This window comes from Tardiphaga sp. OK246 (genome assembly GCF_900188215.1).
Classification (GTDB): Bacteria; Pseudomonadota; Alphaproteobacteria; order Rhizobiales; family Xanthobacteraceae; genus Tardiphaga; species Tardiphaga robiniae.
Window position 1 is genome coordinate 1,143,439 of the sequence record NZ_FZOX01000003.1, and the last position, 12,307, is coordinate 1,155,745.

Sequence of the window (12,307 nt, forward strand, 5' to 3'; positions counted from 1 at the left end):
CCCCTGTCTGTTTTTTCAGCTTGAGCGCTGATTGCAGATTGATCGATCTAACGCGTGCTCATCCAACCTTGTCCCGGACATCGCGCAGGGCGGCAGTCGCCGCCTGGCGCAGAAAGCCCTGATCCGACGAGAGCACGAAGACGTTGGCGCCGAGCGAATTCAGCCAGGCGGCCTCGCTCGCATTGCCGACATAGACGCTGATCGGCTTGTTGGCCTTGCGTGCTGCCTCCGAGATGCGTTCGACTGCGCGCAACACATCGGGCGGATCCTTCGATTCATCGCCAAAGGCCGCGGTCAGGTCGCCCCGCCCGATAAACAGCGAGTCGACGCCGTCGACGGCGGCGATGGCGTCAATCTCGTCCAGCGCCACCGGATCCTCGATCTGGGCTACGAACACCATCCGGGCATCCGAATCCGCAATGTGTCGCCACATCGGTATGCCGGAATAGCGACCCGCACGCGTGCTGGTCGCAAAGCCGCGGCTGCCACCGCGATAGCGCAACATTGCTGCCACCTCGCGCGCATAGGCCGCGCTCTTCACATGGGGCACCAGGACGCCGGTGGCGCCGCAATCCAGCACCGAGAGAATGGCCTCCGGTCCCGGCACCCGAACCAGCGCCGGCGTGTCGGTTGCCCGCGCAGCCATCAGCGCGATGTCGCTGCTGGTGCGATCGAATGGACCGTGCTCCTGATCGATCACGACGAAATCATAGCCGATATCGCCGAGGATTTCGGTGCCGTGACCGGTCGGTGTCTTCAGAAACGTTCCGACAAGTTTCTGGCCGCCAAGCATACGCTGCCGGAATGTGGAAGCAGTTGTCATCTTTAATAATCCTGTTGCCGTTGCTGGGTGGACTGCCGGTTACGGCATCGGATATTCATCGGCGTTCAGAATCCAGCCGGGCTTCTGCGAGAAGTCGAGCCGCGGCGGACAGAAGATGTCGACGAGCTGGTTGAAGTCACTTCCACAGGCCTCGGTTGTGTGGATCGAGGGGGGCGGAATGACTGCGATTGACGGGGTCTTGCACAGTTCGTGATCGTCCTTGCGCCAGTTCTTCTTGTTGATCGTCCAGGGCCAGCGCAAATGGTGAATGAACTCCCCTTCAACCGCGAGCGAGCACTGCTCGAAATCATCGTGATGATGCGGCGACAGTTTGCTGGGATCGCGGGGGCCGTTATAGCCGTCGAGATAGTTCACCATGATGGTGGTGCAGCGCCAGATACGACCGAAGCGGCCCGGCTCCGGCGGCACGTCGAGGCTGTAGACACGCAGACGAAAGCCATCTTTCGGCGCGGGCCACGGCTCCAGCGGTGCGACGTAAGGCTTGGCCGTGGCATATGATGCTGCATTGGCGCATTTCGCCGCAAGATCCTCCGACCGCGTGGTGAAGATGCGAACGATCTTGCCGGCTTCAATGATCTTGATGCTTGACCGTCCTGGCGGCACGAAGGCCAGCGACCGGCCGTTGACGCGCTTCGTTCCCTCCGCCGTGGTGATCTCCACGACCACCTTGGGGTCGGACAACAGCACGGCGTATTCGTCCGGCTGCTCCTCACGCGCCAGCACACCGCCGGCTTTTCCCTCCGTATGCACGAGTAGGAAGTTCTGCCCGCGCCCATACCAGCTCCTGCCTGACGGCCCATCCTCCTGCGGCGGCTCGTCGTAGAAGCGGAGATATTCGGCCTGACCGAAAGGACCTGCCGGCGCGGCGCCTGCGGGCGCAAGCTTGGCTCTCGGATCGGTGGTGTCGTACATGTGGAATCTCCCTTGGTGTCAATTCTGGGAGCCGGCGTTTCACGATACGCCCGCCTGAGCCTGTATCTTGTCCGGAAGGCTAACTGGCCCGCGCCGCAGCTACATCCGCTTCGATGCCAAGCGCGCGCGCGGTGTTGCTGGAGACCATCTTGCGGATCTGATCGTCGTCGTAGCCCAGATCCATGCAGAGCCTGATGCCGCGGCGGAATCCGTCGAGCGGGCTGAAGGTTCCGGTCTGGCCAAGGTCAGAGCACAGCATCGTCTGCCCCACGCCCGCGGCCTCGATCTGGTCGCGCAGATCCTCGGCCTCACGGCTCTTGAACTTGCAGCCGTCGAGGAACATGCAGAGCGAGTGCTCGACGAAGGCACCCATCGCCGCGATGCCTTTAACGTCGTTCAACGACGCGTCGACGATGTCCTCCGGATGAGTGAACACCAGACGCTTGACACCGCGGCGCTGCGCCTCTTCGAAGATCAGCCAGGTCTCGCTGACATGCAGGTGACCGCTGGCCAGCACCATGTCGTTGCGCGCGACGATATCGAGAATTTCCTTCATGTCGTCGCGTACCGACTTGTCGTCGTTCAGCACGGGAATGGCGGTAACCGGTCGCATCCGCTCGGTGGAAGCCGGGTGCACCCATTGAGCAGACGCCTGCCATCGCAGATGGTTTGCAGCGGCCAGCGTGGGAAGCCAGACGATCCTGCCACCCAGCGCAGCGGTGTGCTCAACCGCGTAGGGGTTGAGACCGCCCACCACATTATTGAGCACGATGCTGGAATAGATCTTTGTCTTCAACTCGGGAAAGTGCTGCCGGATCTGCTCGGCTGTCATGACACCGCTGTAGTCGTGATCTTTGGTGACAACCGCGGCGAACCCCGCCTGCGAGGCCTGCTGAAGTAATGTGACGTGGTCGATGCCGCGCGGCGCGATGGACGGCCCGCTATGCACATGCGGATCAATCGCGCCTTTCAACAACGCGTCGATGCGCGCCTCGACCTTGGGATCAGCGAACTCTGTCATTCCCTCACCGCATTTTATCCCGACGGCCTCGAGGACCGTCGATTTCGTTAACGTTCGCGACAGCAGAACGTCGTTTCATTTAAGGATACTGGTCGACGCGAGGGCGTGTCAATAGTTTCCGGGACTGCGATCGCGAACCTCCACGCATCAATCACATTGCACTTGCAATCCACTCCGCTACGTTGTTCAGCACTCAGGAACATGAAATTGAGAAACGATGAGCGATTCAGCATCAACCGGCGTCCACTCCGTGCAACTGGCCATCGACGTACTGGAAGCCGTTGCATTTTCGGACGATGAACTGGGCGTGACGCAGATCGCCGACCGTCTGGGCATGACGAAGGGATCGGTGCATCGGCATCTGCAGACGCTGGTCGACCGCGGGTATCTCACGCAGAACTCCAGCACCTCGCGCTACAGCATCGGTCCGAAGGGCCGGTTGCTCGCCCGGCACGCGCCTGATGCGGATCTCATTCAGCTCGCGGAAGGACCGATGCGGCAGTTGCGCGATGCCCTTGGCCATTTCGTCGTTCTTTCCGAGATGACGCCGCGCGGCGCATTGATCCTGCACAAGCTGTCGGGCACGGCGGCGATTGAACTCGGCGTTCGCCCGGGGAGCGAATTGACCTTCCATGCGTCGGCGCAGGGAAAGGTCCTGCTGGCTTTCGCCCCCAGCCCCATGAGGGCGCGCGTCCTCGCGCAGCCCTTGCAGCGTTTCACCGACAAGACCATTGTTTCCGTCCGCAAGCTCGAACAGGAATATCTGGAGATCGTGCGTCTTGGTTTTGCCACGGCCCCAGAGCAGAGCTTGATCGGGATGAATGCGGTGGCCGCGCCGATCTTCGACGCGCAGGATGCCTGCATCGCCTCGGTCGCCATCGTGGCATCGATCCAGGTCCTGCCGGAGAAGACACGGCCGTCCGACGTCGCCCAGCTCATCGAGGCGGCACGCCAGATCTCGCACAAGCTCGGGCACGGCCGCGGCGCTCATCAGCCACCACCCGTCAAGCGCAGCGCGCGGACGGCGCGCCCGCGTTAAAGCTGATCGGCAATGTATTTTCTCCAGTTGTCGGTGCGCAGCGGCATGTCGGCAAATGTCTTGCGCTGGTCTGCAGCCCTGCCAACCAGTTCGGCAGCGGTCATCCGCTTGCCGCGCAGGTAAGCGTCGAGTTCATCCAGCGCGGATGACAGCACGGCCGCGCCGCGCAGCATCACGGCCGATGCCATCTCCACCGCGCTGGCGCCAGCGAGCATCATGCGCGCGACATCGAGACCGTTGCGTGCGCCATTGGTCGCAATCAGCGGCTTGTCGGCGCCAAGCTGTTGCCGCGACACAGCCAGCCAGTGACACGTCAGCGGCAGATTCCAGTATCCTCCGACGCCCAGCGTCGTTCCCAGAAACGGCTGCATCGTCTCGACGTCAGGCACGAAGCCGAGCAGCCGCCCGGCCATCACCACGGTTTCGCCGCCCGCGCGACATGCGGCATCCGCCAGGTCCGGCACGCGCTCGCTCTGTCCGGTGATCTTGACCCATAGCGGGATGCCGATCGCCTGCCGTACCGCAGACACGATCATGGACACCCGCTCGGGATCGAGTTCGGTGGACACCACACCTTTTGCCTGGCTGGCATAGGGCGTGCCGATATTCAGCTCGAGGACGCGCAGGCCCGCCTGCTCGACCTGCCTGGCCATCTCGACCGTTCGCGCGAGGTCCGCAACGATCAGGCTCGCGACCGCATAGGATTCGACCTGGCTGGCCTCGCGATCGAGCTGGACCGTCTGATCGAGCCACGCATCGAAGCTCTGCGGCGTCAGGCCAGAGCGACAGGCGATGAATGCCGTGTCAGGCGCGTTCGGCGTCCACGCCATTTCGCGCCACTCGCTGTCGAGCAGCATGTATTCGGCGCGCTGCAGCTGGTCACGGCCGCGCTCGGATTCGTTGATGGACTTGACCACCACCGCGCCAACGCCGGCGCGCAGCGCACGACGTACGCCTTCGGGGTCGATATGGTGCTCCGCGGATCCGGCGATCAGCGGATTCTTGAGGGCCGTTCGGCCGACGGTAACGTTGAGACGCGTCATCCAGCAGACCTCCGTCAGCTTGCCGCTAGGCGAGTGGGAAGGCCGATGATCTCCCGCGCCTCGCGTGGCGATGCGATCGCTCCGCCGAGTTCCTCGACGATGCGACGGGCCTTCTCCACCATGGCAGCATTCGATGGCGCGAGTTGTCCGCGCGACAGATAGACGGCGTCTTCCAGACCAACGCGAACGTGTCCGCCGCACAGATAGGATTGCGCGACATTGTGGAATGACGTCTTGCCGATGCCGATGGCGGTGAACTGAGCATCCGGCGGCAGCATGTTGCGGGCGTAGATGACCGTCTCGGGACTTGGCTGGAAGCCATAACGAACCCCCATGACGAAGGAACAGAGTACGGGCCCGTCGAGTGTGTTGTCCTTCAGCAGATCATTCATCAGCGCAATATCGCCGGAATCGAACAGCTCGATTTCCGGCTTTACCCCGGCCTCACGGATCACCTTCGCCATCCGCCTAACATTGCCGGGCGTATTGATGACGACTTCCCTGCCCGAATTCATGGTGTTGAGATCGAGGGTACAGATATCCGGGCGAAGCGCGGCGATGTGCTCGACACGTTTTTCAGGTGCGATCAGTGTCGTTCCCGCCGCTGCGACGCGTGGCTGGTCCGTGGAGGGAACGAAACGGCCGCCGGGGCCTGTGGTGATGTTGAGGATCAGCTGGGTGTTTTTCGCGAGTATCCGGTTAACAACATCCCGGTAATATTCGAGCTCCATCGAAGGCTTCCCGGTGGAAGGCTCCCTCACATGGACATGCACGATGGCGGCGCCGGCTTCGGCGGCCCCGAGACAGGCCTCGGCGATCTCCGCCGGCGTGATCGGCAGATGCGGTGTCTGCTCCGGCGTGGTCAGATTGCCGGTGACGGCGCAAGTGATGAAAACCTTTTGACGCGGCGCCTGCATCGCCCGTGCTCCTGTTCATTCTGCGGCCGTCGACATGACGGCCGGTCTCATTTTAATTCTTACGGTGATGCTCTTTGGCAGCGCGTACCGTTAAGACGGCAGACGCTCTGGCGATCCGATTTCCTCTGCCAGCGCGTTCAACGTCGCGGACAATGCGCGTGGAATATCTATCCGGCCGCCATCGCTCTGGCGCTTCGTCCAACTGCGTTCACCCGGCGTACGTGGCGGCGCCTGCGCGCGCGACGCGCGAATTTTCGCGAGCTCGGCGGACGCTTCATTGCGGAAGTCTTCGACCGAACGGAAGTGTTCGATATCGATCGCCAGAAACAGCAGCGAACACAGAAACGGCTTCGAAAGGTCGCCATAGAGCGGCGCAACCTCGTCGCCGCCGGGCCCCTGCGACAGCAGACTGCACATCAGATTGATCGCCAGCGACAGGCCGAAGCCCTTCGCGCCGCCCGACGGCAACAGCATGCCGTCGATAGCGGCCTTGGCATCCGTCGTAGGCTCCCCGTTGCGGTCGACGGCCCATGTCGGCGGGAGCGGCTTCCCTTCCCGCTCATAGACACGGATCTTGCCGAGCGCAGCTTCACTCAGCGCCATGTCCAGGACAAACTCGGGCCCGTCGGACACCGGAAGAGCGATCGAGAGAGGATTGTTACCGACCAGTTTCTCCAGACCGCCAGGAGCCGGCATCATCGGCTTGGTGTTGCACATGGCGATGCCGATGCAATCACGGGCACTTGCCTGGCGTGTATACCGGGCCGCCGCGCCGAAGTGAAAACTGTTGCGAACCGCCACGACACCGACACCCGTCTCTTTACTGCGCTCAATGGCCATCTGCATGGCCGCGTCACCCGCCAGATGGCCGAACATGCCCTGCGCATCCAGCACAGCCATTGCCGCGCGACTCTCAACCACGATCGGCTTCACAACGGACGACACACTCCCGAGGCGAAGCCGGCAAATATACATGTCGGCCTGCGACAGACCGTGCGACGGCAGGCCGGCCACATCGGCATCGACCAGCGCGCACGCCATCTGCCCGGACGCCAGCGACGGAAGACCGGCGCGCTCGAACAGATCGGCGAGAAACTCCTCGGCCGCCGCGACCGGCATTGACAGGACATCACTCATCACGTCGTCTTTCGTGCTCTAGTTCGGTCGACCGTCCGGCACCACATAGGCAAGGGCCGGATCGACGATCAGCACGACCTTGCCGATCTGCTCATTGGCATCCATCAGGGCATGCGCCTTGGCCATGTCCTCCAGCGGAAATGCCGCACAGATGCTGAGCCGCATCCGCCGATCCTCGAGCAATGGCCAGACCTCGCGCATCAGGGCCTTGGCAATCCAGCCCTTGTATTCCGGCGGACGCGGCCGGATCGTCGACCCCGTCAGCGTCAGCCGGCGGCGCACGATCTGCCGGACATTGATGTCGGCGCGTTCACCGAGGTGGCTCGCGATCAGGACAAGGCGACCATCGAAGGCCAGCAGTTCCAGCTCCAGATTGGTGTAAGGACCAGCCTGCGAGTCGAGGATGACGTTGATGCCCTGCCCCTGCGTCGCTTCCACCAGCGGCTTGACCCAATCGCAGCGATAGTCGAGCGCGATCTCCGCGCCGAGATCGCGACAGATCTGACGCTTGGTTTCGGACCCGGCCGTGGCGAAGACACGCGCCGATCGCAGCAGCTTTGCGATCTGGATGGTCGCCATGCCGACACCGCTGGTGCCACCCTGTACGAGGATGCTCTCACCCTCCGCCAGCTTGCCGAGCAGAATGACGTTGTTCCAACAGGTGAACAGCACCTCGGGGAGCACCGCAGCCTGTGCGAAGTCGTATCCCCGAGGGATCGACATGCATTGCACGGCAGGCACGCTGCAATACTCCGCATAGCCGCCGCCGGTGACCAGCGCGCAGACCGCACTGCCGACCCGTGGCCAGTTCACATCCGGCGCTGTCGCGACCACAATACCGGCAATATCGAGGCCTGGAATCTCCGTTGCGCCGGGCGGCGGCGGATAGAGTCCGCGGCGCTGCTGGATGTCTGGCCGGTTCACGCCGGCCGCCACCACACGCACCAGCACTTCGCCGCGCGCCAGAGTCGGCAAAGCCTCTTCGCCAAGCGCCAGCACCTCGGGACCGCCGAAGCGGGCGATCCTGACCGCCCGCATGTCCGACGGAAGCGCCGTCATGACACGACCTGCCGGCGAGCGGCAGCAGCCGCAACAGTGACCTCACTCTCGCCGTCCGTCTTCGGCAGGACGCGCCATGTCAGCAACATCGCGAATGCGCTGGCGGCCAGCAGACCCAGGCTGAGGGCGGGTACCGACATCGCAGCCAGCGCACTGCCCGACAAGCCCGCGACCCAGGGCATGAGATTCTGCGCGGCAAAGCCCCCGAGACTGCCGATCGTGCTGATGGCTGCAATCGCCGCCGCCGCATGCGCCCCCTTGAAGATCTGCGACGGCAAATACCAGAAGCATGGAAACATCAGCGAGACGCATGGGGTGCCAACCGCGAGCGCCACATAACGCATCCAGTTCTCGGTCAGCAGGGTCGAGGTGAAGAACGCCCCCATCCCGCACAAAGCGATCACCGCCATACCGATCAGCACTGTGCGGTGCTCGCGCAGATGGCGCGGGAGCCAGACCAGGACCGCGGCAGCCACAGCCCATGGCAGTGCATTCAAGATACCATTCTGCGTGCCGGTCGTGCCGAATCCTTTGACGACCGTTGGCAACCAATAGATGATTCCGTAGAGTGACAGCGTGATCAGCGTGTAGACGAACGAAAACCACCACACCCTTGCGTCGATCAGGACGCGGAGCGGACTGGTATGCATGGTGGTGGCGATTTCATCGCGGCCGAGCGCGGCCGCCAGCCGCTCCTTCTCCTCGGACGACAGGAAACCGGCCGTCTGCGGATTGTCGGGGAGATAGCGCATCACCAGAACGAACAGGATGGCCGCAGGCGCACCGGTGGCGATGAAGACCCACTGCCAGCCGGCGAGGCCAAGCATGCCATCGAAATCCAGCAGGATGCCGCCAAACAGCGAGCCGAACATGTTGCCGAGCGGACTGCCGATGGTGAGAAGCGCCACAGCCTGCACGCGGTAGCGCTTGGGAAACCAGAGCGTGAGGTAGAAGATGATGCCCGGATACGCCCCCGCCTCGGCCACGCCGACCAGAAAGCGCACCGCCGCAAACATCGAGCCGGTCATGCTGAAACCCAGCAGCACCGTCAGCATGCCCCATGTCAGCAGGATACGCGCAAACCAGAGCCGCGCGCCGAACTTATGCGCGGCCAAGGCGCTCGGGATTTCAAAGAACGAATAGCCGATAAAGAACAGGGAGGACGCCAGTCCGTACATGGTCTCGGACATGCCCAGGCTGCTGGCCATCTGCAGTTTGGCGTAGCCGACATTCGACCGGTCGATCACGGCCAGCATCATCATCGCCATCACAAGCGGCATGACCCGCCACATGATGCGATTCATCAGGGCTTCTTCGCTTTCGCGATCCACGTTCATGGTTTCCTCGTCGATCTTGTTGGCCGACCTTCCCCGGTCGTTCTTGTCAGTCAGGATTCTATTGAGCGGCGCGCTTCGCCGGCAGATCGAGAAATGCCGCCGCGTTCTCGCTGATCAGTTTCTTGATCGTGGCGCGCGGCATCTGCAGATCGAGCAGCATCTGCGTAATGCTACGGAAACCATCCACCGGACGCTGCGAACCGAGCAGGCCCAGATCGGACGACAGAATGGTGCTCTCCACGCCGGCGACCTCGATGAGGTGGGCCAGATCGTCTCCGCTGAACTTCTTCGACTTGCCTTCGATGAACATGCAGATGGAATGTTCCATCGTCACGCCGAGCGCGACCAACTGGCGGATATCGTTATCGGCAAAGCCGACTACGTAGGTCGGATGATTGACCATCATCTTCTTGACGCCGCGGCGTTTGGCCTCCTCGAAGAGGACGTGCTGTTCCGAGACGTGGAGGTGACCGCCAGCCAGGATGATGTTTGCCTCCGCGATCAGATCGATGACCTTCTTCGTGTCATCCGTGAGCTTGCCGTTGGCGTCCAGCGCCGTGAGCGGGACCGGATCCAGCATCTTCTGGGATGTCTTCGGGAATGTCTTGGCCTGACCGTTGGCCTGAACGTTGATATGGTTCGCCGCCGAAAGCGTCGGCATCCAGACGATCTTGCCGCCGAGCTTGATCGCATGATCGACCGCGTGCGGGTTGATGCCGCCCGACGCATTGTTCAGCGCCACGCCCGAATACAGGCGAACGCCGGACTGCGGAAACAGTTTCTCCAGAATGATGGCATGCGCCATCCCGGGATAGAAGTGATCCTTGTACAGCACCGCGCGAAAACCCGCAGCAGCAGCGTCCTGCATCTCCTCATAGTGATCAAGTATCCGTGGCATCGCGGCAGGCCCGCTGTGACAGTGCAGATCGATCGCATCGACCAGCAGCTCTTCGACCTCCTTCGGACGCGAGAGGGGCGGGAGCGCGACAGTGTCAGGATATGAAATGGAATTCTCGGCCATGATGGCTGCCCTTCAGTGGATGCTGGTTCTGAGAAAATGACGATCTGCCGATGAATGGCGGGGGCTGCAGCCGGCGCCTCATCGCGCGACACGCCCGGATCGCGTGCGCGACAGATCGCGACAACGCCTGACGTTTTCCGGACATCGCAGGTGAACTGACAGCCACGCGATACTGGCGCGGCGCGACGACGCCATTGGCGCCCTGACCTCTCCGCAAGACACGGCACTTCCTCCCACGACACGGCGGCGCTTCGGTGGCCTGAAGGACACCGGCGCATTCTGTTGGGCCGATATTGCAACCAGCCGGGCCATTTGCCATATCTATTCGCCAGCGTTCCGCAGAGTGGAATCTTGGTATGGCCCCCTGTTCACCGAAGGTCGAAGCGGCAGCCCGCACGCTCATCCTGCTGGAGGAATTGAACCGGCATCGCGTCGCGTCGATCCAGATCCTTCATCTCGCGACGGGCCTGCCAAAGTCGACCATCGTTCGGCTGATGAAATCGCTGTGCGCCATGGGCTATGCCGCCAATGACCGCAGGCAAGGCGGCTACACGGTGGCGTCGCGCGTCAAATCCCTAAGCAACGGCTTTCACGGCGACCCACTGGTGGTCGAAGCCGCGCGACCCTGGGCGCTGTCCTTTACGTCACAGCATCAGTGGCCGTTGGCGATCGGCGTTCTCGACCACACGTCCGTGGTCGTGCGCTTCAGCACCATTGCGGACAGTCCGGTGTCGCCGTTCCACGGAACGATCAACATGCATCTCAGCCTGCTGCGCCGCGCACTGGGTCGTGCCTATCTTGCATTCTGCCCCATCGAGGAGCGTCTGATGTTGCTCGACCTTCTTTCACGATCGACGATTGATGAAGATCAACTCATCGGCGATCGTGCTCAGACATTGTTGATGCTGAGATCAATCCGGAAGCAAGGCTATGCCGAGCGGGATCGCGCCGTCGACCCTCGCTCCTCCGGGACGATCGCCATCCCGATCATGAGCGGCGACAAGGTGCTTGCGACAGTAGGAATGACTTATTTCATCTCTGCAATTGATCGACGTGAGTTGCTAAAAACCTTCCTGCCGAGCCTTAAGACCTTGGCAGAGAACATCTCTCGAAGCGCTGCTGTCCTCAAGTGAATACGATCAATAACAACCGCGATCTCCACGAAGGTCGCTGGACCCGATGATGGCGACGCCACGTCAAATACGGGTCAGATCAAATAGGTCAAATTTGCATCTGGACGTCAGCTCTGCGCCAGGAGCTGACATTGTCGGTAGCGCGTAACATGGACGCGCGGCACGCCACCTCACTCAAATTATTTCTCACATTCAGAAAATCGCGCTGGAGAACCTGCATTGCCAGTTGCGCGGCGCCAGGCCCCCGGCGGTAGCCCGGTCGAAGCGGAAAAGACGCGGGTGAAGTGGCTTTGATCGGCAAAGCCACAAATCAGTGCGATATCGGCCAACGACATACCGGTCTTCATGAGAAGGCCACGGGCCTGTTCGACGCGCTGGGACAGGATCCACTGGTGAGGCGCCTTGCCCGTCGCCTTCTTGAAGCCGCGGATGAAATAACCGCGCGACAACCCGCAGGCCTGTGCGACATCTGCAACCCGTACATTGCCTGCAGTATTGCTGCTCAGCATTTCGACGGCGAGCGCCAGTTGCGGCCGCGACAGCGCGGCGCCTTGCGATGCGGATTCAAGGTTGGTCGCGCGGTTGTATCGCTCGATCAGATGTATGCCGATCGTCGTTCCGAGCTGATCCAGAAACAGCGGACTCGCTTCGCTACTCTTTTGCAGCAGTGGCTCGACCACACTGACAAGCCTCAGAAGGATGAGGTCGGTATCGCCAGCGTGACACGCAAGGTCCACGGCGCCGCCGCGCCAGCCGTGTTCCTGCGCCAGTTCGATCAGGAACGGCTGGGAGACCTCCATCAAGAGAAAATCGAACGCACCGCGAAGATCGGCACGATAGTCAT

12 protein-coding genes are annotated in these 12,307 nt (G+C 62.1%); 2 read left to right on the plus strand and 10 right to left on the minus strand.

The genetic code is table 11. From position 1 onward, the window contains the following. Positions 1–58: 58 nt before the first annotated feature. The 3 genes from CHC01_RS18340 to CHC01_RS18350 all read right to left on the minus strand — a co-directional run bounded on the left by CHC01_RS18340 (position 59) and on the right by CHC01_RS18350 (position 2,729). Entirely contained in the window at positions 59–823 is a 765-nt protein-coding gene (locus tag CHC01_RS18340) for an HpcH/HpaI aldolase family protein (protein WP_089265623.1), read from the minus strand. 39 nt (positions 824–862) lie between these two features. Further along, positions 863–1,756, minus strand: coding sequence for a cupin domain-containing protein (locus CHC01_RS18345; protein WP_089265624.1), 894 nt, complete (start codon positions 1,754–1,756; stop codon positions 863–865). Positions 1,757–1,835: 79 nt separating this feature from the next. Further along, a complete protein-coding gene (locus CHC01_RS18350) occupies positions 1,836–2,729 on the minus strand; it encodes a DUF6282 family protein (protein ID WP_244558397.1) in 894 nt (297 codons plus the stop codon). Between the two features lie 265 nt (positions 2,730–2,994). Between CHC01_RS18350 and CHC01_RS18355 the strand changes: the two genes are divergently transcribed. Further along, entirely contained in the window at positions 2,995–3,816 is an 822-nt protein-coding gene (locus CHC01_RS18355) for an IclR family transcriptional regulator (protein WP_089265626.1), read from the plus strand. Here CHC01_RS18355 and CHC01_RS18360 read toward each other — a convergent pair. The 6 genes from CHC01_RS18360 to CHC01_RS18385 all read right to left on the minus strand — a co-directional run bounded on the left by CHC01_RS18360 (position 3,813) and on the right by CHC01_RS18385 (position 10,330). Beyond that, positions 3,813–4,859: a tRNA-dihydrouridine synthase gene (locus CHC01_RS18360; RefSeq protein WP_089265627.1), complete on the minus strand. Its 1,047-nt coding sequence runs from the start codon at positions 4,857–4,859 to the stop codon at positions 3,813–3,815. The genes CHC01_RS18355 and CHC01_RS18360 overlap by 4 nt on opposite strands. A gap of 14 nt (positions 4,860–4,873) precedes the next feature. Then, positions 4,874–5,776, minus strand: a complete 903-nt coding sequence (locus tag CHC01_RS18365) for a beta-keto acid cleavage family enzyme (RefSeq protein WP_089265628.1) — start codon at positions 5,774–5,776, stop codon at positions 4,874–4,876. Positions 5,777–5,866: 90 nt separating this feature from the next. Beyond that, positions 5,867–6,913, minus strand: coding sequence for an Ldh family oxidoreductase (locus CHC01_RS18370; RefSeq protein ID WP_089265629.1), 1,047 nt, complete (start codon positions 6,911–6,913; stop codon positions 5,867–5,869). 18 nt (positions 6,914–6,931) lie between these two features. Continuing rightward, on the minus strand, positions 6,932–7,972 hold the full coding sequence (locus CHC01_RS18375) for an NAD(P)H-quinone oxidoreductase (protein WP_244558398.1): 1,041 nt from the start codon (positions 7,970–7,972) through the stop codon (positions 6,932–6,934). Next, entirely contained in the window at positions 7,969–9,309 is a 1,341-nt protein-coding gene (locus tag CHC01_RS18380; RefSeq protein WP_089265630.1) for an MFS transporter, read from the minus strand. Before CHC01_RS18380 ends, CHC01_RS18375 begins: the two co-directional genes overlap by 4 nt. A gap of 58 nt (positions 9,310–9,367) precedes the next feature. Further along, entirely contained in the window at positions 9,368–10,330 is a 963-nt protein-coding gene (locus CHC01_RS18385) for a DUF6282 family protein (RefSeq protein WP_244558399.1), read from the minus strand. Positions 10,331–10,686: 356 nt separating this feature from the next. Between CHC01_RS18385 and CHC01_RS18390 the strand changes: the two genes are divergently transcribed. Then, entirely contained in the window at positions 10,687–11,463 is a 777-nt protein-coding gene (locus CHC01_RS18390) for a DNA-binding transcriptional regulator (RefSeq protein WP_089265631.1), read from the plus strand. 179 nt (positions 11,464–11,642) lie between these two features. Here CHC01_RS18390 and CHC01_RS18395 read toward each other — a convergent pair. Beyond that, a partial coding sequence (locus CHC01_RS18395) for a helix-turn-helix domain-containing protein (RefSeq protein ID WP_089265632.1) occupies positions 11,643–12,307 on the minus strand: 665 nt, incomplete at its 5' end.

What these genes read in the sequence shown, in the direction of transcription:
- CHC01_RS18340 (WP_089265623.1), bottom strand. Translation starts at nt 823, where the DNA reads ATGACAACTGCTTCCACATTCCGGCAGCGTATGCTTGGCGGCCAGAAA.
- CHC01_RS18345 (WP_089265624.1), bottom strand. Translation starts at nt 1,756, where the DNA reads ATGTACGACACCACCGATCCGAGAGCCAAGCTTGCGCCCGCAGGCGCC.
- CHC01_RS18355 (WP_089265626.1), top strand. Translation starts at nt 2,995, where the DNA reads ATGAGCGATTCAGCATCAACCGGCGTCCACTCCGTGCAACTGGCCATC.
- CHC01_RS18360 (WP_089265627.1), bottom strand. Translation starts at nt 4,859, where the DNA reads ATGACGCGTCTCAACGTTACCGTCGGCCGAACGGCCCTCAAGAATCCG.
- CHC01_RS18365 (WP_089265628.1), bottom strand. Translation starts at nt 5,776, where the DNA reads ATGCAGGCGCCGCGTCAAAAGGTTTTCATCACTTGCGCCGTCACCGGC.
- CHC01_RS18370 (WP_089265629.1), bottom strand. Translation starts at nt 6,913, where the DNA reads ATGAGTGATGTCCTGTCAATGCCGGTCGCGGCGGCCGAGGAGTTTCTC.
- CHC01_RS18375 (WP_244558398.1), bottom strand. Translation starts at nt 7,972, where the DNA reads ATGACGGCGCTTCCGTCGGACATGCGGGCGGTCAGGATCGCCCGCTTC.
- CHC01_RS18380 (WP_089265630.1), bottom strand. Translation starts at nt 9,309, where the DNA reads ATGAACGTGGATCGCGAAAGCGAAGAAGCCCTGATGAATCGCATCATG.
- CHC01_RS18385 (WP_244558399.1), bottom strand. Translation starts at nt 10,330, where the DNA reads ATGGCCGAGAATTCCATTTCATATCCTGACACTGTCGCGCTCCCGCCC.
- CHC01_RS18390 (WP_089265631.1), top strand. Translation starts at nt 10,687, where the DNA reads ATGGCCCCCTGTTCACCGAAGGTCGAAGCGGCAGCCCGCACGCTCATC.